This is a genomic window from Microbacterium sp. Y355 (assembly GCF_059445345.1).
This window is the reverse complement of record NZ_JCAIUD010000001.1, coordinates 3,256,527-3,276,902: the sequence shown is the minus strand read 5'-3', so window position 1 is coordinate 3,276,902 and position 20,376 is coordinate 3,256,527. Positions and strand designations below refer to the sequence as shown.

Genomic DNA, 20,376 nt, shown 5'->3' with positions numbered 1-20,376 from the left:
CGCGTCCTTCCTCAGTACACGACCGACGGCAGCTGGGCCGTCTCGTCGTCCGGTTGCTCGGCGGTGTCAGGACCCTTCTGCGCCGCCCTGATGATGAGGCGAACTTCGACCACGGCGAGCGCCGCGTAGATCGCAGTGAAAGCGATCAGTGATATCAGCACTTCTAGACCCGACGTGCCAGGAGAAACGCCGTCTCGGGTGGTCATCAAGCCGAACACGAGCCAGGGCTGGCGCCCCATCTCGGTAAAGACCCAGCCGACGATGTTGGCCAGCAGCGCGAGCGGGTATGACCAGATCGCGATCTTCCACATCCACTTCGCGGGCGGGTTCTTGGCATTCTTGCGAGTGAACCAGAGCCCGGCGAGTGCGATGAGAGCGTGCAGCATGCCCAGGCCGATCATCCAGCGGAAGGCCCAATAGGTGATCCACAGCACCGGAGCGAAGTTCGTGATGCCACTGTCGGCGAACTGCACCGCATATTCGGCGTTGAGATCGTTGATGCCGTGCACGCACGCGTCGAGGGTGTGCGTCGACAACAGTGACAGCAGATAGGGCACCCGGAGCGAGAACAGCTCGGAGCTGCCATCCGGTGTTCCGAGCGTGAACAGGCTGAATGAGGCATCCGCCCCGCAGACGGTGTTGAACGTCGCCTCGGCGGCGGCCATCTTCATCGGCTGCGCCACGTACATCGCGAGACCCAGCTGGTCGCCCGAGAGGGCCACTCCGGCGGTGGAGACGAGCATCCCCCACAGCCCGAACTTCAGCGAGACCCGCATCGTGTCGACGTGCTGGCCGCGCATGAGGTGCCACGCCGAGACCGAAATGATGACACCGGCGGCGAACATGAACGCGCCGAAGATTGTGTGCGGGAAGGCGGCGAGCGCGACCGGGTTCGTCAGCAGAGCCCAGATATCGACGAGTTCGGCGCGGTTGGTCTCGGGGTTGTACACATAGCCGACCGGATTCTGCATGAACGCGTTGGCAGCGATGATGAAATATGCCGACAGGATGCTGCCGATCGCGACGCACCAGATCGTGGCCAGGTGCAGCCTCTTGGAGAGCTTGTCCCATCCGAAGATCCACAGGCCGATGAAAGTCGCTTCGAAGAAGAACGCGAGCAGCCCCTCGAACGCGAGCGGAGCGCCGAACACGTCACCGACGAAGCGGGAGTAATCCGACCAGTTCATGCCGAACTGGAACTCCTGCACGATTCCGGTGACGACGCCCATCGCGAAGTTGATGAGGAAGATTTTCCCGAAGAACCGCGTCAGGTGCAGATAGTGGATTTTCGCCGTCCGCACCCATGCCGTCTGGAAGATCGCGGCTGACAGCGCCATGCCTATCGTCAGCGGCACGAAGAGGTAGTGGTAGATGGTCGTCAGACCGAACTGCCATCTCGCCAGAACCAGTGGATCCAACCACTCCATGACACGACTCCTTCACTCGAACTCTGACCAGATATTGTCTGGCCGATCCGCCGCGATGCGCCCTCATTCATTATCTCGAGCGACTGTGCGTCACCTGGCCGGAATGGGCCCTTTGGCGATAGTGATGTCGGATGCGGTCGATAGCCTTGTCGTATGGCCACCCGCAAACCCGCACCCCCCGCTTTCGTCTGCACCGAATGCGGATGGTCGACATCGAAGTGGGTCGGCCGCTGCGGCGAGTGCCAGCAGTGGGGCACGGTGCAAGAACAGGCTGCGAAGACGGGCATCCTCAGGCAGATGACTCCGCTCGCTCCTGGTGCCGATCGCGCCGCGCGTCCCATCACCCAGATCAGCACGGCCGATACGCCCCGCCGCTCCAGTGGGGTCGGTGAGTTCGATCGTGTGCTCGGCGGCGGAATCGTGCCGGGAGCAGCGATCCTGCTCAGCGGCGAGCCAGGAGTCGGCAAGTCGACGCTGCTGCTCGAAGTCGCCGCGCAAGCCGCACGGGGCGGACGACGGGTGCTGTACGCCAGCGCCGAGGAATCGCAGGCTCAGGTGCGACTGCGCGCCGAGCGCACCGGGGCCCTGCACGACGAGCTGTACCTGGCCGCCGAGACCGATCTCGCGACGATCCTCGGGCACATCGATGAAGTGAAGCCACAACTCGTCATCGTCGACTCGGTACAGACCGTGTCATCCTCGCTGTCTGACGGCGCGGCAGGCCAGCCCAGCCAGGTACGCGAGGTCGCTGCGACTCTGATTCGAGTCGCGAAAGAACGCAGCCTGCCGATCATCCTCGTCGGACATGTCACGAAGGACGGGCAGGTCGCCGGTCCTCGCATTCTCGAGCACCTGGTCGACGTCGTCTGCCATTTCGAGGGCGACCGCCAGACAGCGCTACGGTTCATCCGCGCGCTGAAGAACCGTTTCGGCCCGACTGACGAGGTCGGATGCTTCGAGATGACCGGATCGGGCATCGCCGAGGTTCCTGATCCGAGCGGCCTGTTCCTGGGCCACGGGTCCACCGAGCCAGGCACCTGCGTCGCGATCGCAATGGAGGGTCGCCGCGCACTGCCCGTCGAGGTGCAGGCGCTGACCGTGGACTCGACCGCGCCGAATCCGCGCCGGGTAGTGTCCGGCCTCGACTCGGCGCGCGTGGCCATGGTGCTGGCGATCCTCGAGAAACGCGGCGGCATCCCGACCGGAAAGCTCGACGTCTACGTCTCGACCGTCGGCGGCGTGCGATTCACCGAACCTGCGGCCGACCTCGCGATCGCGATCGCCGTCGCCGGTTCGATCCGGCAGTTCTCGGTGCCACGCACGATCGCAGCAGTCGGCGAGCTCAGCCTTGCGGGCGAGGTGCGTGCGGTCACGCAGGCAGCGCAGCGCCGGTCAGAGGCCACGAGGCTCGGTTATGAGCAGGTCATCGACGAGCGCTCTGGCACTCTCGACGCCGCGCTGAACGACGTCAAGTCGCGCAGCCGGTCTGCTCATCCGGCGAAGCCGCGTCGGGAAGACGACATCCCGCCCTTCTGAGCTGTCGCCCGGCGACGCCGGCCATTGGCTGGGCGACGCGCGGCGGTGGCTGGCGGACGCCCGGCGATGGCTGGCGATGGCTGGGGGACGCCCGGCGATGGCCCGGCGGACGGCCGGCGGTCGCCCGCCACACCCGCAAGAACAGATCAGGCTTCGAGCGCCTTCAGCAGTTCCTCCGGCGGGGCCTGCATCGGGTGCGGTCCCGCGATGTCGAGGAACACCGTGGTGATCGCCTCGCGATGCGTGGTCAGGAACTTGTGCAACCACGCCGGCGAATAGATCCCGACGCCGGGCGGCAGGTTCGCTGGCTTGTTCTTCGCATCGCTGAAGAGCAATAGTGCGACGTTCCCGGATGCCGGATCACGAAATGTCCACACCTCCCCGCCGTCAAGCGGGTTGTCGCGTGCGCCAGCTGAGAGCAGCGGCACCACAGTATTGCCGTTGCGCAGGGCGAGGGCGACTGCTGCCATGTCTTGCTTCTCGAGCGCCTGCGCGAGGGCCTCGGAGCGGAACTCTTCGGGTGCCGGCTTCTTACTCGCGGACTTCGATTTCTTCGCTGCCATGTACCCAGTTTAAAGATTGGGGCCCTCTCGAGTCGTCCAGTGGGGACTGGGGTACTCGAAAGGGCCCTCGGATCCTCGATCGGTGAATTGTCGAAGCGCTGGGGACGCTGAATACGACGCCACTGGGGATGGCTGACACCGAATTATCCCGAGAATCAATTCAATGGTATCCCAAAGATCGCGAAGTGTCTGCCTTGGAACAGTCATTCTGGACTCAGTACAGCAGGAACTGCGTAGTTGTCACACTTTCGAACCCGCCGATGGAGACCGTGAGATGGTACGACGCTCCGCCGCCGGGCGCTCGCGGGCGGTTCTCCTGCGCGCAGGTGCCCACGTCAGAGCGCGTGCGATCCCAGATGACGGGCGAACCGCTGGGCACAGATTGGCCGGCAGCGAGAGTCACAACCATGCTGCTGGGGTTCTCCTGGCAGTGCCGCGAGTCCCACCACTGGTCGCTGCCGCTGGTGACGATGAACGCTTGGGTGGCGGAGCCGACATCGATCGAACAGTCCTCGGAGCTTTTATTCGTCAGCAGGATCGAGAACTCCGGTAGCGAACCCGCCGGATACGTCTCGGCATTCGTGACGGCTTCGACGGTGATGTCCCCGGCCTGACACGGCGCAATCCCCGGCGTCTCCTCGGCGGTGGGCTCCGCGCTCGGCTGCGGAGACGGCGATTCCTCGTCCGTTGCCTCTGGCGCGGGTGTCTCCGTCTGTGCATCCGTCGCTGACGGCTTCGGTGTCGAGGTGGGCTGCGCGGTGGCATCCGCCCATGGCTGCGCGATGACGAGCCACGCCCCGACAGCCAGCGCGGCGAGCAGCACGATCAGGCCAAGGAACACGGCGAGGCGACGACGCCGATATTTGGCGCGATTTCTGCGACGATCAGCCATCACAGGTTCTTCAGCATCCGCATGTTCCCGAGAGTGTTCGGCTTCACGTGAGCAAGATCAAGGAACTCAGCGACACCCTCGTCCGGGCTGCGCAGCAGTTGCGAGTACACGTCGGGGTCGACGATCTGCTCACCGATCGGCGCGAATCCTCGGCTGGTGAAGAAGGAGGTCTCGAACGTGAGGCAGAAGAGTCGGCTGAGACCGAGCTCACGTGCACGCACCTCGAGGCCTTCGACGATTGCACGCCCGACGCCGTGGTGCAGCCAGTCGTCGCGCACGATCAGTGTGCGCACCTCTCCGAGGTCTTCCCACATCACGTGGAGCGCGCCACATCCGATGAGTTCGCCGTCTTTCTCGGCGACGATGAACTCCTGCACTGCGCCGTAAAGCACCGCGAGATCCTTGCCGAGCAGGATGCGTCGCTCGACCAGCGGCTCCAGCAGATGGTGGATGCCGAGGACGTCGGCGCTGCGCGCCGGGCGGACGGTGTACTCGTTCACGCCTCCAGCCTAAACTCGCCCCGCTCCCTCACCTCGGATTCACCTGATGGTTGCCTCAGGCAACTAAAAGAGTAGAGTGATTCCATGAGCACTGAGCCGGCAACCACCGAAGCAGTCCTGCTGGCATCCCTCACGCACCTCATGGCCCGCTGGTCGTCGACCAGCACCCAGGCCACCGTTGCCGCCGAGGCACACGTCGTGATCGATCCGATCGACATCGCTCCGCTGTACATGCTCGGGCTTCGCGGCGCCTCACGTGCCGGTGACCTTGCCGCCTCACTCCACGTCACCCGGCCGACGATGAGCAAGCAGCTCGCGCGCCTGGAGCACGCAGGGCTCATCGACCGAGACGCGGATCCCGACGATCGTAGGGGCACGGTCATCCGTCTCTCCCCCGCAGGCTCGCTCGCTCATCAGCGGCTTGTCGGGCGCGGCGTGGAGATGATGCACGAGGCCATCGCCGACTGGTCCGGCGATGAAGCCGCCCAGTTCAGCGCGCAGTTCGGCCGCTTCGTCGACGCACTGGGCGGCCACACCGAATCATCCGGACGCGAACCCGCAGCCGGACACGAGCGATCGAACCCACGGTCGCGAAATGGAGGAAAACCATGACCCGCACCTTTGTCGTTACCGGATCAGCGTCCGGCATCGGAGCGACCACAGCGCAACTGCTGCGTGACCGCGGCGAGCGCGTGATCGGCATCGATTTGAAGAACGCCGACGTCAAGGCCGATCTGTCGACCGCTGCCGGGCGCACGGATGCCGCGACACGCGCGATCGAACTCGCCGGAGGCATCATCGACGGCGTGATCGCGTGTGCGGGAATCTCGGCGCCGATCCCCCTGACGATCTCGGTGAACTACTTCGGTGTCACCGAACTGCTCGAACAGTTGCGTCCGGCGCTGGTCAAGTCCGATGCCCCGCGCGCTGCCGTCGTGTCGTCAATGGCGTCGTTGCAGAATCACTCGGCCGCGATGGTCGATGCCGCTCTCGCCGGCGACGAGGCTGCCGCACTGAAGATCGCCGAGGAGCTCACGGCCCAAGGGCCACGCGTTGGGTACCTCGTCTATCCGTCGTCCAAGCGCGCCCTGTCTCGTTGGGTGCGCCGCCAGTCGATCTCGCCCGAGTGGGCCGGCAACGGCATCCCGCTGAACGCGGTCGCACCCGGCACCGTTCTCACCCCGATGACGCAGAAGCTGCTCGAGACCGAAGAGGGCCGGGCGATGGTCGACGCGAACGTGCCGATGCCACTGAACTACCACCAGCCGCCAGAGTCGATCGCGAACCTGCTGATCTGGCTCACCAGCATCGAGAACACCCACCTCGCCGGTCAGGTCATCTACGACGACGGCGGCGCCGAAGCGTCGCTGCGCGGCGACGACGTCTGGTCGTGGGCCGACAAGGCCTGACCGCCGCGGTACACCTGCACGACCCAGAGACGGATGCACGACGAATACTGCTGTTTCGTCGTGCAGGTGTCGCCGAGTCGTGCAGGTGTCGCCGAGTCGTGCAGGTGTCGCCGAGTCGTGCAGGTGTCGCCGAGTCGTGCACGTGTCGCCGAGTCGTGCACGTGTCGCCGAGTCGTGCACGTGTCGCCGGGTCGTGCACGTGTCGCCGGGTCGTGCACGTGTCGCCGGCCGGGCATGAAGAAGGGCGGATGCCGAAGCATCCGCCCTTCTTCATATGAGGGTTACTCGCCTGAAGCGGCCGCCAGGTCGGGAGTCGCGGTGATCGCGCCGCCCGTGTTGATGCCGACTGCGACGCGCTCCCCACGAGGGGCGGTCTCAAACGTGAACTTGCCGTCTGCGGTGTCCACCTTGACGTGGTCGCCGGAGTTGAGCTCACCGTGCAGGATGCGCTCGGACAGGTGGTCCTCGATCTCACGCTGCATCGCACGACGCAGCGGGCGTGCACCGAGGGCCGGGTCGAACCCGATCTCGATGAGGCGTTCCTTGGCCGTCTGCGACAGCTCGATCGTCATGTCACGGTCGAGCAGACGCTCGCTGAGGCGCTTGGTGAACAGATCCACGATCTGCACGAGCTCGAGCTTCGACAGCTGCGGGAAGACGATGACGTCATCGACACGGTTGAGGAACTCGGGCTTGAAGTGGCGCTTGAGTTCTTCGTCGACCTTGCCCTTCATCCGCTCGTAGCTGGTCTGCGCGTTGCCCTCGACCTGGAAGCCGACGGGGCCACCGGCGATCGCGGACGATCCGAGGTTCGTGGTCATGATGATGACCGTGTTCTTGAAGTCCACGATCCGACCCTGGCCGTCGGTGAGGCGACCCTCCTCGAGAATCTGCAACAGCGAGTTGAAGATGTCGGGGTGAGCCTTCTCGATCTCGTCGAACAGCACGACGGAGAACGGCTTGCGGCGCACCTTCTCGGTGAGCTGGCCACCCTCTTCGAAGCCGACGAACCCTGGAGGGGCACCGAACAGCCGCGACACGGTGTGCTTCTCACCGAACTCGCTCATGTCGAGCGAGATGAGCGCATTCTCATCGTCGAACAGGAACTCGGCCAGCGCCTTGGCGAGCTCAGTCTTTCCGACACCGGTGGGGCCGGCGAAGATGAACGAGCCGGAGGGACGCTTCGGGTCCTTGAGCCCTGCACGCTGGCGGCGAATCGTGCGGGAGAGTGCCGCGATGGCCTCTTCCTGTCCGACGACGCGCTGGTGCAGTGCCTTCTCCATGAAGACGAGTCGGCTGGACTCCTCTTCGGTGAGCTTGAACACTGGGATGCCGGTCGCCTGAGCAAGAACCTCAGCGATCAGACCCTCATCGACGACTGCGTGAGTCGCGACGTCGCCGGAGCGCCACTGCTTCTCGAGGCGCAGACGCTCGGCGAGAAGACTCTTCTCCTCGTCGCGCAGCGATGCTGCCTTCTCGAAGTCCTGCTCTTCTGAGGCTTCTTCCTTCTGCTCGCGAACCTTAGCGATCTTCTCGTCGAACTCACGAAGCTCGGGAGGCGAGGAGAGGATGCTGAGGCGCAAGCGCGCACCAGCCTCATCGATCAGGTCGATGGCCTTGTCCGGAAGGAACCGGTCGCTGACGTAACGGTCGGCGAGGTTCGCGGCGGCGACGATCGCACCATCGGTGATCTGCACCTTGTGGTGAGCCTCGTAACGGTCGCGCAGTCCCTTGAGGATGTTGATCGTGTGCGGCAGCGTCGGCTCGCTGACCTGCACCGACTGGAAGCGGCGCTCAAGCGCGGCATCCTTCTCGAAGTGCTTGCGGTACTCGTCGAGCGTGGTGGCACCGATCGTCTGCAGCTCGCCACGGGCAAGGAGCGGCTTCAGGATGCTGGCCGCGTCGATCGCGCCCTCGGCGGCACCCGCACCCACCAGGGTGTGGATCTCATCGATGAAGACGATGATGTCGCCGCGTGTGCGGATCTCCTTGGTGACCTTCTTCAGACGCTCTTCGAAGTCACCGCGGTAGCGGGAACCTGCGATGAGCGAGCCGAGGTCGAGCGAGTAGAGCTGCTTGTCCTTCAGTGTCTCTGGGACATCGCCCTTGACGATGGCCTGAGCGAGTCCTTCGACGACGGCGGTCTTGCCGACGCCCGGTTCACCGATCAGGACGGGGTTGTTCTTGGAGCGGCGCGAGAGGATCTGCATGACCCGCTCGGCTTCCTTCTCGCGCCCGATGACCGGGTCGAGCTTGCCGTCGCGCGCGGCCTGAGTGAGGTTGCGACCGAACTGGTCGAGCACCGCCGAGCCTGCCTGCGTACCGCTGGACGAGTCGTTGGTCTGCGCGCCGACAGCGGCAGGCTCGCGCCCAGGGGCACCGGAGAGCAGCTGGATGACCTGCTGGCGCACCTTGTTCAGGTCAGCGCCGAGCTTGACGAGCACCTGAGCGGCGACGCCCTCGCCCTCGCGGATGAGACCGAGCAGGATGTGCTCGGTTCCGATGTAGTTGTGGCCGAGCTGCAGCGCTTCGCGCAGGCTCAGCTCGAGCACCTTCTTCGCACGGGGCGTGAAGGGGATGTGGCCGGTCGGCTGCTGCTGACCCTGACCGATGATGTCCTGCACCTGCTCGCGCACAGCATCGAGGGAGATGCCAAGACTTTCGAGCGCCTTGGCGGCGACGCCCTCACCCTCGTGGATGAGACCGAGCAGGATGTGCTCGGTTCCGATGTAGTTGTGGTTGAGCATCTTCGCCTCTTCTTGGGCGAGGACAACCACACGACGGGCTCGGTCCGTGAATCTCTCGAACATGTTGACTCCTTATTCGCACGGGGCGAAGACGCGGCAAGCGCCTGTACATCGAGAGTAACGACCGCACAGGGCTGGTATGCCCGTGTTCGCCGTCGGCATAGCGAGCCGGGCACTTGACACGGTTTATCGATAGTCGTTATGTTAACGAGAATCGATAACAACGATATTCGATAGGGATAGGGACATGACCGGAGACACAGTAGCGAACCGCCGGATGAAGCAGATCGAGAAGGTAACACTCGGCGTCGTTGCAGGAGCCGCGGCCGCCATCGGAATCGTCGACATCGTGGCGCTCACGATGCGAGTCGTCGCGCTCGCGGTTGACGACGCGATCACCGTCAACGGCATTCCGCTGATGGATTTCCCCGCCGAGCAGATCAGTGAGGCATCCGCACAGGTCACAAGTGCCGCCTTCGAATCACTGACCCTCACCGCGACGGGCCTGTCCGGGCAGACAAGGGGGCTGCTCATCACAGCATCCATCCTCACGGCACTGGTCGCGATCGGAATCTGCGCCGTCGTCGCCTGGTTGTGCGTGCGCGTTCTCGTCGGGCGACCGTTCGTCCGATCTGCGACGTGGGGAATCGGGATCGTCGCGATCCTCGTCGTGGTCGGGGGGCTGCTCGGTCCACTCTTCGAGAGCATCGCGAACGCCGAAATCGTGATGACGCTCGACATATCCGGATTGCCGGCCTTCCTCGCCGTACTCGACCTATCCCCACTCGGATGGGGCATGGCCCTCGCCGTCGTCGCGGGCGCGTTCGAAATCGGACAGCGCATGCAGCAGGACACGAAAGGACTTGTCTGATGAACGCTCGAGATCCGAAGCTTCAGGCGAAGCGCGATCGTGGCGACCTCCTGACCGGAATCGCGGTCGGTGCGATCGTCGTCGGCATCCTGGTTAACGACAGCATCCAGCGCATGCTCGAGCTGTTCGCCGTTCCGGGAGCGGTCACCGTCATGACCCGCGTGCCTGCGCAGGAGATCACCGCCGCCGTCGGCAGCGGCGTGCCTGCAACCGCCGAGATGGTGACGCTCACAGCATCCGGCGTCAACGTGATCAGCGTCGCGTCGCTCGTCATCGCGATCGTGCTGCGCGCACTTTGCCTCATCTCGGTCGCAGTGTTCGCAGTGATCGTCTGCCTGCGCCTGCTGCGCGGGATCGTCTTCGATCGAGTGAACACAGGTTTGACGTTCGCGATCTCGATACTGCTGGTCCTTGCCGGACTCGTTCCTCACTTCTTCGAGACCATGGGGTTCAACGGAGTGTTCGCGGCCCTCGGCGGCGACTTCGGCGATGGGCGGTGGTTGCTGTTCCGAGACGGAATACCGCTCTATATCGCGTCCGTCGCAGTGGGTGTTCTGGTCATCGTCTTCCGTCGGGGCGCGGCCATGCAGCGCGAGATAGAGGGGCTCGTATGACTCCCGCAGCGGAAGAGGAGGAGACCGGCATCCACTGCCGCCTCGACGAACTGCTCACCGAGCGCGGGATGACGCTCACCGAACTGAGCGCTCGGGTCGGGGTGAGCATCGTCAACCTCTCGGTGCTCAAGAACGACCGCGCGCGGGCGATCAGGTACTCGACACTTCGCGCCATCTGTGACGCGCTCGGATGTGAGGTTGGGGAGTTGCTTGTGGTGACGCCTCAGGATTGAGTCTGGGGCAACGCCAGGATCACAAACCCTCTCCCTCCGTCATCCGGCGTCATCTCCGCCCCATCTCACCGACGAACTCCTAGCGTTGACTCATCCCGCGCGCACAGCAGCGCGCTTCGACTTGGAGTCTCAATGAGCAGCACCACACGCGCCCCGAAAGCGCCAGACACCCGCAGCCCCGCCAGGAAGCTCCTGACTTCGTTCGGCTTTCAGATCCTCGCGGCCCTCGTCCTCGGCGTCATCGCCGGGCTCATCGGGCGCAACCTCGGCGCCACCGCGGAGAACCCCAACGGCCTCTCCGCCACACTCGATACGATCGGCAGCTCGTACGTCACGTTGCTTCGTGCGGCTGTCGTCCCCCTGATTTTCACCGCGATCGTCGCCAGCATCTCGAATCTGCGCCGCGTGCAGAACGCCGCACGCCTCGCCGGCCAGACCCTCCTTTGGTTCGCGATCACCGCGTTCATCGCCGTGACCATCGGAATCGTGCTCGGCCTGGTCATCCAGCCGGGTGCGCGCGCCGGCGACGGCCTCACGCCCAGCGAGCCCTACACCGTCGGCACCTGGTGGAACTTCCTCCTCGGCCTCATCCCGCAGAACTTCCTCGGCCTCGGCGTCAGCAGCGCGCTGGACCCCGAGTCGGGCGCTGTGGCATCCAATGTCAACTTCAACATCCTGCAGGTCATTGTCGTCGCCGCCGTCATCGGCATCGCCGCTCTCAAGGCCGGCAAGAAGGCTGAGCCCTTCCTCGCCTTCACCGAGTCGCTGCTGAAGGTCATCCAGCGCGTGGTGTGGTGGATCATCCGCATCGCGCCGATCGGGACCTTTGGCCTCATCGGCTCCGCGGTGATCAAGTATGGCTGGGAGAAGCTCGCCTCGCTGGCGTGGTTCGCCGCCGCCGTCTACATCGGGCTCGCTCTGTTGATCTTCGTCGTCTACCCGGTGCTGATCCGGGTTCACGGCCTGTCGATCAAGCAGTACTTCACCGGCGTCTGGCCTGCGGTGCAGCTCGGGTTCGTCAGCCGCTCGTCGATCGGCACGCTGCCGCTCACCGAGCGCGTCACCGAGCGCAACCTCGGCGTGCCCAGTTCGTATGCCTCCTTCGCCGTGCCGTTCGGCGTCACGACCAAAATGGACGGATGCGCCGCGATCTACCCGGCGATCGCCGCGATCTTCGTCGCGCAGTTCTTCGGCATTGAGCTGAACTTCGTCCAGTACCTGCTGATCGTGCTCGTCTCGGTCGTCGGTTCTGCGGCCACCGCCGGCACCACCGGTGCCACGGTGATGCTCACGCTCACGCTGTCCACCCTCGGACTGCCGCTCGAGGGTGTCGGCCTGCTGCTCGCGATCGACCCGATCCTCGACATGGGCCGCACCGCCGTGAACGTCGCCGGTCAGGCACTCGTGCCCACGATCGTCGCGAAGCGTGAGGGCATCCTCGACGAGGAGCTGTACAACGCCGACCGCGAGGGACTCCCGTTCGCGGATGACTCGACCGACTCGACAGAAGAGCAGGAAGCCGAGCCGGTCGCCGCACGCTGAGGCACCGCCTGACGAAGGGTGACGGATGCTTCGGCATCCGTCACCCTTCGTGCATCGCAGCACACTGTCTCGCGAACTGTGCACTCCTGGCGACGCCAGGTACCGGCCTGCACTGGCGGCCATCACCGGCCGCTGAAAGACTCTCGGTCATGGGCTTCGATTTTCAGGTGCGCGCGGACGGCAGTGTGGTGATCACTCACCACGGAAGACAGGCGACCGTCTTGCGCGGCGCTCGGGCCGCGGAGTTCCTCGAAGTCGTCGTTTCTGATCCGCAGGGCGCCATGGCCCGCTGGACCGGCAACTATAAGCACGGAAACGAACGTGCTGCCAAGGAGCATCCGCGTAATCGGCGTTGAGCTGCACCGACGCCCCGTCCTGCCGCCGACGCCCCGCGATACAGACGTCTGTAACGGGAGGCCTCGGCGAGAACCAGGGGCGCCGGCGAGGGAAGGATGCTACGCCCGCGACTGCGGCCGGGTCGCACCCCTCGTGTCGAGGGCGAGTTCCTCGGCGTCGATCGCGGCCATCAGCTCACGCATCACCTCTTCGTCGAGGTTGTCGGCGTCGCGCTCAGCCAGCAGCACCTCGCGTCGCACGTGCAGCCAGCCCTTCATCAAGGCCGTGAGATCGTCATAGGTCGGGCGCCTCGCGGCATCCTCGACCACCTGAATCTGTTCGGTCTCTGTCTCGACTCTTGACATTCGCCTCGTGAACACGTCGAACGCCTTCATCTCGGACGGCCCATACTTCGTCGCCCATTCCGCACGTTTCTTGTCGAGGAACGCCAGACCCGCCTCGCGGCTGCGCTTTCGCACCACGGCAATCGCCCTGGCATCCTCCGCGTGATCGACATCACTCGCGATGCCCAACCGTTTGATCAGCAACGGCAGTGTCAGCCCCTGCAACAGCAGGGTCGCCACGGTAACGATGAACGCGACGACCACGATGGCGTGCGAAGACTTCTCGTCAAGCGCTGCCAGGTCAGCCGCTGCGAGCGCGGTCGCCAGAGTCACCACACCCCGCATCCCCGCCCAAGAGATGATTGCGTTGTCCTTCCAGCTCAGCTCCGGCTCGGTCAATCGCTTCTTCATCTGCTCGGCAGTGATCGGCTGACGCCCTGGCCTTGTGCGCTGTTTCTGCTCGAACCTCCCGGCCGTGACCGCGCGCTCCCAGCGCCTGAGTCGCACCCGCTGCTGCCACCGCGCGAATGCGTGCGCCGGGTAGATATATAGCGGACGCACCAGCAGCACGGTGAGCAGCACGGCGCCGGAGAGCAGCAGAATATGCGCCACCGACTCCGATCCCAGATCGCTCAACACGCGACGGAACAGCAACCCGATGTAGGCGAAGACGAAGCTCTCCAGCAGCAGATCGGCCGACAGCCACAGCGGCGCCTCCTGCTGCCTCGTCGTGTAGTCGGTGCGCGGAGCGTTGAAGCCGACATACAGCCCCATGGCCACGACCGCGAGTACGCCGGATCCACCAAGATGCTCGGCGATCGCATAAGCACCAAATGGCACCAGAAGCCCGAACGTGCCGATCACGACAGGGTCGGCGACACGCATGCGCAGCTGGTGCAGGACAACGCCGAAGACCAGGCCGACGATCACACCAATCACGACTGCCAGCACGAACTGCCAGATTCCGTCCCACACCGTCAGCGCTTGCCCGGCGATGATCGCCGCGAACACGCGAAACAGCGTCAGCGAGGTGGCATCGTTGATCAGGCTCTCCCCTGACAGCACCGTCATGATGCGCCTCGGAAGTCCGAGCTTTCGACCGATGGCGGCAGCAGACACGGCATCCGGCGGGGCGACGATCGCACCAAGCAGCAGGGCGCCCGGCAACGTCAGAGCCGGCAGGATGAGCCACGCGACCAGGCCGACGACGACCGCTGTCAGCAGTACCAGCCAGATGCCCAGTCGGCGAATCTGCGGCAAGCTGCGCTTGAATCCGACGAATGAGACATCGAGGGCTGCGGAATACAACAGCGGCGGCAGAACAAGGTTCAGCAGCAGATGTCCGTCGAGTTCCAATTCTGGAATGAACGGCAGAAAGGATGCCGCGAGCGCGACTACCGTGACCAGCAGAGGTGCAGGCCACCCCCGCCAGCGCGCGAACGCAGCCACGACGACGGCACCGACGAGCACGTAGAAGAGCGTGGCATCCATCCGAAAAGAGTATCCCCCCACCTGCGGCTCGGGCCGAGGGAGCGCGAGCGCCGACGAACGCGAATCTCCTCAGACACCAAAGGTGCTTAAGACGTCAGGATTGTCCGTGTAGAGCCCGCGACTTCCGTGACAACGAGTCGATGATCACGGCGAGCAGCAGCACGGCACCGGTGACCATGAACTGCACGGACGAGTCGAGGCTCAGAAGCGTCAAACCGTTCTGGATCGACATGATCACGAAGATGCCCAGCAGGGCCGACCATGCCGAGCCTCGTCCGCCGAACAGACTCGTACCTCCGATGACCGCCGCTGCGATCGCAATGAGGTTCGTCGTTCCGCCGCCGCTGGAGATGCTCGCCGCAGTCAGCCGCGCCGCCGCCATCAGGCCGCCCACCGTTGCGAGCACTGTGCCCACCATGAGCGCTGAGATGTAGATGGCCTTGACGTTGATGCCGGCACGTCGGGCCGCCTCGACGTTGCCACCAACCGCGTAGATCCAGCGTCCCCAGCGCGTGCGTGTGAGCAGAGTTGCCATCACGGCGACGAACACGATGAACGTCAGGAACATGACGCCGACGCCGCGGTCGGTCGCCAGGTAGGCAATGGCGGCGACAGCGACGACGGCAATGATCACGGCCTTGATGACGATGAGTGACACCGGCCCTGTCGACAGCCCCGCCTTCACTCTCCGGCGTGCGCGTGCGAGGTCGCTCAGCACGATCCCGACGACGGCGACCCCGGCGATGAGATAGGCCAGCCACGGTGGCAGGAACCAGGAAGTCGCGAACTGCACCAACCACGATGAGTACGGCAGATTGATCGTGCCGGTGGGCCCGAGAACCCACAGCTGCAAACCGAGGAAGCCGAGAAGACCTGCCAGCGTGACCACGAAGGTGGGGACTCCGAACCGGGTGAAAAGGAACCCGTAGAGGAATCCGATCAGTGCTCCCACGGCGATGGCGAGCAGGATCGCCGCCCAGATCGGCCAGTTCATGTTCACAAAGGTGACACCGAGGATGGCCGAGGCCAGTCCGCTCAGCGAGCCGATCGACAGGTCGATCTGGGCGACCAGGAGCACCACGACCACACCCAGCGCGATGGTTCCCCCCGCCGCGCACTGCAGAGTGAGGTTGACGAGGTTGTCGGCCGCGAGGAAGTTCGGGTTCAGCAGCTGGAAAACAACCCAGATGACCACCAGCCCGAGGAAGATCGGCAGAGAGCCCAGATCGCCGGTGCGGACACGGGTGCCGAATGCGGCGGCCGCACCGCGGATGCCGTCTCCGCGTACCAGCCGTTCGTCCTGCAGGTCGAGGGCACTGGTGGTGGGCATCGAATTGTCCTTCACTGGCTGCGGTGTACTCATCGAGCGTCCTCCTCGTCGATGCGCGACGCCGCGCGGGTGCTGACCGGGTTGTCTGTGGCGCCGGTGATCGCGGCGACGATGTCCTCGTAGCTGACATCGGCGGTGCGGAAGATGCCGTTGTTGCGGCCGAGCCGGAGCACGAGCACGCGGTCGGCGACTGCCTGCACATCGGCCATGTTGTGGCTGATGAGGATGACGCCGAGCCCACGCTCACGCAGTCGCTCAACAAGGTTGAGCACCTCAGCGGTCTGGGCCACGCCCAGCGCCGCAGTGGGCTCGTCCAAAATGACGATGCGAGGTTCGCCGATCAGCGAACGGGCGATGGCGACGGTCTGTCGTTGACCGCCCGACAGAGATGCCACGGCGATTCGCACCGAGGGAATCTTTGCCGAAAGCTGACGCAGCAGGTCCCACGCCTGCTGCTCCATCAGCTCTTCGTCGAGAGTGGCGGTGCCGCGTTCACGCCCGAGGAACAGGTTGGCGACGACGTCGAGGTTGTCGCAGAGCGCGAGATCTTGGAAGACCGTGGCGATGCCCAGTTCACGCGACGCGGTCGGCGACGGGATCGCCGCCGGCGTGCCGTTGAAGGTGATGGTGCCACTGTCGGCAGGATGAACGCCGGCGAGGATCTTCACGAGGGTGGACTTGCCGGCGCCGTTGTCGCCAACCAGGGCGACGACCTCACCCGGGTACACGTCGAGGTCAATGTCGGTCAGCGCCCTGACGGCGCCGAATCCCTTGGAAATGCCTCGGATCGACAGGACCGGCTCGCGTACGGCGTCATGCTGTTCGTCAAGATCGGATGCTAGTGCCACGGAGATTCCTTCGCTGTGAGGCCGCGGTGCCGGCGAGATGCCGGCACCGCGGGTCGAGCCGTTAAGAGAGGCGGGTCACTTCAAACCGTGCTCGGCGCAGGCGTCAGCGTACTCCGCAGTGCAGATCTGGTCGACGGTGTACAGCCCGTCGGCGACGACTGTGTCCTTGATGTTGTCCACTGTGACTGCGACCGGCGTCAGCAGGAATGACGGGATCGAGTCACCGCTGTCGGTATCCACGGCAGTATCGGCCTTCGGTGACTCGCCTTCGGTGAGCGCGACGGCCAACTCGGCGGCCTTGTAAGCCTCGGGCTTGAAGGTCTTGTACACCGTCATGTACTGGTCTCCGGAGAGGATGCGCTGGAGGCCGGACAGAGCAGCATCCTGACCGGTGATAGGCGGGAGCGGGGTAACGCCGCCCGCCTTCAGCGCGGCGATCGCACCGCCCGCGGTGTCGTCATTGGCGTCGTACACGCCGGTGATCTTGTTACCGAACTTCGTCACCTGGCCGGCAACCCAATCCTGCGCCTTCGGCGGTTCCCATCCTGGGGTGTCGTACTCGGCGAGCACCGTCAGCCCGGATGCGTCGATGACGCTGTGCGCGCCCTTCTTGAACTGTGCGGCGTTGGGGTCGGTCGGCGATCCGTTGACCATGATGATCCCGGAGTCCTCTGGGAGACCGAGCTCTTTCATCCGGTCCACGAGCGCCTGCGCCTGCAGCTCGCCGACCTTCTCATTGTCGAACGAGACGTAGTACGCCACGTCTGCGCTGTCGATGAGGCGGTCATAGGAGATCACAGGGACGTCCTTGCCCTTGGCCTGATTGACGATTGCGGCCGCGGCCTTGCCGTCGAAGGGGTCGAGCACGAGCACATCGACACCCTGGGTGAGCATCGACTCGGCCTGCTGCTGCTGTTTTGCGGCGTCGCCGTCAGCGTTGGCGAACAACACCGTGCAGTCGGCGCACAGCTCTGCAACGCGCTCCTCAAAGTAGGGTTTGTCGGCGCTCGCGTAGCGCTCGGTGACATTGTCGGGAAGCAGCAGCCCGATCGTCGCGGCCGTTGCATCCGCCGTATCGGCGGGGGCGTCCTCACCGGTCTGTGTGCCGTTGGAGCATGCCGAGAGCATGCCCACCGAAAGAGCGAGCGCGGTAACAGCCACCAGCGCGCGCTTGGTTGTGTTCTTCATCGAAACCTCCATAGCTGTGCCGACCACTCTGGCGACCAACCGAGCATGGCAGGATTCAGCCATTGGCGTCAAGACTTGAACTCAATCCGTTCACAGAGTCGATTCGCGCACATTCGTCTCATCGATCGCCAGCACCGCAGCGCCTCGCGCGGCCGCCGCAGTGCCGAGCTGCCCCTGCACGACGTCCGGTATGCCGTCGCCGCTGACGATCACCGTGTTCTCCATCGCCAGCCGGATCGGCCCCAGCAGCAGCTCTCCGGCGCGCGCGAGGTCTCCGCCAACGACTATCCGCTCTGGGTCGAAGAGGTTGCACAGGTTGCCTGCCGCCAGCCCGATGTGGCGGCCTGCCCTGGCGAGCGCTCGGATGCACGCGTCGTCGTTCGCCATAGCTCGCACGACAACATCGCCGACCTTCGTGATCCCACCCACGTCGCCCAGCTCCTCGAGGATGGCCGGGCCACCGGCGATGGCCTCCAAGCATCCTCTGTTGCCGCATCGACACAGCGGACCGTCTTCGAGAATGACAGTATGGCCGAGCTCGCCTGCTGTGCCATTGTGGCCGCGCAGCAACCGCCCTTCCAAGAGCAGACCAGCGCCGATGCCCTCGTCCGCATCGATGAAGATGACGTTCTGCTTACCGCGCCCCGCACCCAGCCTTGCCTCTGCGAGCGTCGCGAGATTCGAGGCGTTGTCGAGGAAGATCGGCTGCCGCAGTCGCCGGTGCATGACCTCAACGATGTCGACTCCGGTCCAGCCGCGCAGGATTCCCCGCCCCGCGACACGCCCCGATGCCCGATCGATCGGGGCCGAGACCGCCATGCCAACGCCGCGCAGCTCGTCGATGCCGGATTCGAGATTCGAGAGGATGTCGGCCAGCAGGAGCGATGCCCGATCGAGCTCGTTGTCGGCGCGGTGATCACGAGCCAAGGGCATGTGATTCTCACCGAGCACCGTGCCGTTCACGTCGGCGACCACAACGCGCAGATGCCGTGCGGCGACATGGACACCGGCAACGAGACCTACAGCGCGGGCAAAGGAGACCAATGTGGCGCGGCGCCCGCTGCGAATGCTGGGTGCCGTGCGCAGGACGCCACCCGCGGTGAGCTCCTTGACGATGTTCGACACGGATGCTGCTGACAGCCCCGTCACCGCGGCGAGCTCGACCTGCGTCAGGCTCCCCTGTTTCTTGATCGCAGCCACGACGCGACGCCGGTTGGCTTCACGCAATGAAGCCTGCGAGCCTGGAGGACGCCTTTGTGATGTCACGACGTCACCTTACCCGGCGTCGGCATCGCACGCGCTGTCATCACGCGGTTGCCACGCGGGGAATGTGGGACGATCGCCAGGCGTTGCACCTAAGGATGACTGCTATAGCCCCCGCCCTGTCTGTACTCGACCTCGTCCCGGTGCGCACCGGCCAGACCAGCAGTGAGGCGATCGCAGCGTCACTCTCGCTCGCCGAGATCGCCGATCGGCTCGGCTACCGCCGCTTCTGGTTCGCCGAGCACCACAACATGCCGGCGGTGGCATCCACCACTCCTCCGGTTCTGATCGCCGCCGCGGCCGGGCGCACGAAGCAGATCCGACTCGGCTCTGGCGGCGTGATGCTGCCGAACCACGCGCCCCTCATCGTCGCCGAGCAGTTCGCTGCGCTCGAGGCCATCGCGCCGGGACGTATCGACCTCGGCCTCGGCCGTGCGCCAGGAAGCGACCCGGTGATCACCCAGCTCCTGCGCGGTTCCGGCACCACCAGCGATGTCGAGCAGTTCCCGCGCCACGTGCAGGACATCGCCGCGTTCCTCGCGGGCGACGGTGCGACCCTGCGCTTCACGTCCGGCGGCGAGTACACCGTGCATGCCACACCTTCCGCGACCAGCTCTCCCGAGATCTGGCTGTTGGGCTCAAGCGACTACTCGGCTCAGCTCGCGGCATCCCATGGTCTGCCCTACGTGTTCGCAAACCACTTCTCCGGCCAGGGCCTCGAGCGTGCTCTCGATCTGTACCGCACCGGATACCAGCCCAGCGAGGAGCATCCAGAGCCGCGCACTTTCCTCACCGTCAACGTGGTGGCCGCACCGACCGCCGCCGAGGCCGAGGCGCGTGCACTCCCGCAGTTGCGGATGATGGCGCGGCTGCGCCTTAACAAGCCTCTGACCGCACTCGAGACCGTGGAAGAGGCGCTTGCTGCGACACCGGATGCCGCCACCGATCAGGCCGTCCAGGCCGGGCGTGCGCGCTGGTTCGTCGGCACTGGCGAGTCCGTCGCCGCCGAGACGCGCGAGTTCGCCGCGAAGTACGGCGTCGACGAGGTCATGATCTCCCCCGTGGCCGGCGTCTACGAGGCCGAGCCTAAGGACTCTCCGGCTGGCCGCGCCCAGACGCTGGAGCTCATCGCCGCAGCGCTGTAAGGGCTGCGCCCGGCCGGGTCCGCCATCCTGACGTTCGAGCCTCAGGTGTCGCACCTGGCCGCTTCAATCGACACATAGCGGCAAAACGCGCCACCTC

At 65.0% G+C, this 20,376-nt stretch carries 19 protein-coding genes; 9 read left to right on the top strand and 10 right to left on the bottom strand.

What is annotated here, in order from left to right; genetic code table 11:
* Positions 1-11: 11 nt before the first annotated feature.
* Positions 12-1,427 carry a cytochrome ubiquinol oxidase subunit I gene (locus AC1C2O_RS15760; RefSeq protein WP_495431384.1) on the bottom strand — a complete coding sequence of 472 codons (1,416 nt, stop codon included), beginning with the start codon at positions 1,425-1,427 and terminating at the stop codon, positions 12-14.
* A 153-nt stretch (positions 1,428-1,580) separates the two neighbouring features.
* On the opposite strand from AC1C2O_RS15760, the gene radA reads away from it, so the two are divergent.
* A complete protein-coding gene (gene radA, locus AC1C2O_RS15755) occupies positions 1,581-2,963 on the top strand; it encodes a DNA repair protein RadA (protein ID WP_495431383.1) in 1,383 nt (460 codons plus the stop codon).
* Positions 2,964-3,109: 146 nt separating this feature from the next.
* On the opposite strand, the gene AC1C2O_RS15750 is transcribed toward radA, so the two are convergent.
* The 3 genes from AC1C2O_RS15750 to AC1C2O_RS15740 all read right to left on the bottom strand — a co-directional run bounded on the left by AC1C2O_RS15750 (position 3,110) and on the right by AC1C2O_RS15740 (position 4,918).
* Entirely contained in the window at positions 3,110-3,526 is a 417-nt protein-coding gene (locus tag AC1C2O_RS15750; protein WP_495431382.1) for an SseB family protein, read from the bottom strand.
* Between the two features lie 214 nt (positions 3,527-3,740).
* The gene (locus AC1C2O_RS15745; RefSeq protein WP_495431381.1) at positions 3,741-4,418 is read right to left on the bottom strand and encodes a hypothetical protein; all 678 of its coding nucleotides are present in this window, start codon (positions 4,416-4,418) and stop codon (positions 3,741-3,743) included.
* Complete coding sequence (locus tag AC1C2O_RS15740; RefSeq protein WP_495431380.1) at positions 4,418-4,918, bottom strand: amino-acid N-acetyltransferase; 501 nt, start codon at positions 4,916-4,918, stop codon at positions 4,418-4,420. The genes AC1C2O_RS15745 and AC1C2O_RS15740 overlap by 1 nt, the downstream gene beginning before the upstream one ends.
* 84 nt (positions 4,919-5,002) lie before the next feature.
* Between AC1C2O_RS15740 and AC1C2O_RS15735 the strand changes: the two genes are divergently transcribed.
* The gene (locus AC1C2O_RS15735) at positions 5,003-5,530 is read left to right on the top strand and encodes a MarR family winged helix-turn-helix transcriptional regulator (RefSeq protein WP_495431379.1); all 528 of its coding nucleotides are present in this window, start codon (positions 5,003-5,005) and stop codon (positions 5,528-5,530) included.
* Positions 5,527-6,327 (top strand): SDR family oxidoreductase, encoded by an 801-nt coding sequence (locus tag AC1C2O_RS15730; protein WP_495431378.1) that lies wholly within the window; start codon positions 5,527-5,529, stop codon positions 6,325-6,327. The genes AC1C2O_RS15735 and AC1C2O_RS15730 overlap by 4 nt, the downstream gene beginning before the upstream one ends.
* A 281-nt stretch (positions 6,328-6,608) precedes the next feature.
* Here AC1C2O_RS15730 and AC1C2O_RS15725 read toward each other — a convergent pair whose 3' ends face one another.
* The gene (locus AC1C2O_RS15725) at positions 6,609-9,137 is read right to left on the bottom strand and encodes an ATP-dependent Clp protease ATP-binding subunit (protein ID WP_495431377.1); all 2,529 of its coding nucleotides are present in this window, start codon (positions 9,135-9,137) and stop codon (positions 6,609-6,611) included.
* Between the two features lie 184 nt (positions 9,138-9,321).
* On the opposite strand from AC1C2O_RS15725, the gene AC1C2O_RS15720 reads away from it, so the two are divergent.
* The 5 genes from AC1C2O_RS15720 (at position 9,322) to AC1C2O_RS15700 (ending at position 12,690) form a co-directional block, all read left to right on the top strand.
* Entirely contained in the window at positions 9,322-9,945 is a 624-nt protein-coding gene (locus AC1C2O_RS15720; RefSeq protein ID WP_495431376.1) for a hypothetical protein, read from the top strand.
* The gene (locus AC1C2O_RS15715) at positions 9,945-10,559 is read left to right on the top strand and encodes a hypothetical protein (RefSeq protein ID WP_495431375.1); all 615 of its coding nucleotides are present in this window, start codon (positions 9,945-9,947) and stop codon (positions 10,557-10,559) included. Before AC1C2O_RS15720 ends, AC1C2O_RS15715 begins: the two co-directional genes overlap by 1 nt.
* On the top strand, positions 10,556-10,792 hold the full coding sequence (locus tag AC1C2O_RS15710) for a helix-turn-helix domain-containing protein (RefSeq protein WP_495431374.1): 237 nt from the start codon (positions 10,556-10,558) through the stop codon (positions 10,790-10,792). The genes AC1C2O_RS15715 and AC1C2O_RS15710 overlap by 4 nt, the downstream gene beginning before the upstream one ends.
* A gap of 132 nt (positions 10,793-10,924) precedes the next feature.
* The gene (locus AC1C2O_RS15705; RefSeq protein WP_495431373.1) at positions 10,925-12,334 is read left to right on the top strand and encodes a dicarboxylate/amino acid:cation symporter; all 1,410 of its coding nucleotides are present in this window, start codon (positions 10,925-10,927) and stop codon (positions 12,332-12,334) included.
* Between the two features lie 149 nt (positions 12,335-12,483).
* Entirely contained in the window at positions 12,484-12,690 is a 207-nt protein-coding gene (locus tag AC1C2O_RS15700; RefSeq protein ID WP_495431372.1) for a hypothetical protein, read from the top strand.
* A gap of 99 nt (positions 12,691-12,789) precedes the next feature.
* Here AC1C2O_RS15700 and AC1C2O_RS15695 read toward each other — a convergent pair whose 3' ends face one another.
* The 5 genes from AC1C2O_RS15695 to AC1C2O_RS15675 all read right to left on the bottom strand — a co-directional run bounded on the left by AC1C2O_RS15695 (position 12,790) and on the right by AC1C2O_RS15675 (position 19,137).
* Positions 12,790-14,505, bottom strand: coding sequence for a cation:proton antiporter (locus AC1C2O_RS15695; protein ID WP_495431371.1), 1,716 nt, complete (start codon positions 14,503-14,505; stop codon positions 12,790-12,792).
* 94 nt (positions 14,506-14,599) lie between these two features.
* Positions 14,600-15,868, bottom strand: a complete 1,269-nt coding sequence (locus tag AC1C2O_RS15690) for a sugar ABC transporter permease (protein ID WP_495431370.1) — start codon at positions 15,866-15,868, stop codon at positions 14,600-14,602.
* A complete protein-coding gene (locus AC1C2O_RS15685; RefSeq protein WP_495431369.1) occupies positions 15,865-16,683 on the bottom strand; it encodes an ATP-binding cassette domain-containing protein in 819 nt (272 codons plus the stop codon). The genes AC1C2O_RS15690 and AC1C2O_RS15685 overlap by 4 nt, the downstream gene beginning before the upstream one ends.
* A 75-nt stretch (positions 16,684-16,758) precedes the next feature.
* The gene (locus AC1C2O_RS15680) at positions 16,759-17,871 is read right to left on the bottom strand and encodes an ABC transporter substrate-binding protein (RefSeq protein WP_495431368.1); all 1,113 of its coding nucleotides are present in this window, start codon (positions 17,869-17,871) and stop codon (positions 16,759-16,761) included.
* Between the two features lie 90 nt (positions 17,872-17,961).
* Positions 17,962-19,137 (bottom strand): ROK family transcriptional regulator, encoded by a 1,176-nt coding sequence (locus tag AC1C2O_RS15675; protein WP_495431367.1) that lies wholly within the window; start codon positions 19,135-19,137, stop codon positions 17,962-17,964.
* A 95-nt stretch (positions 19,138-19,232) separates the two neighbouring features.
* Here AC1C2O_RS15675 and AC1C2O_RS15670 point away from each other — a divergent pair, with 95 nt between their 5' ends.
* Positions 19,233-20,279 (top strand): LLM class flavin-dependent oxidoreductase, encoded by a 1,047-nt coding sequence (locus tag AC1C2O_RS15670; RefSeq protein ID WP_495431366.1) that lies wholly within the window; start codon positions 19,233-19,235, stop codon positions 20,277-20,279.
* The last annotated feature ends 97 nt before the right edge of the window (positions 20,280-20,376 follow it).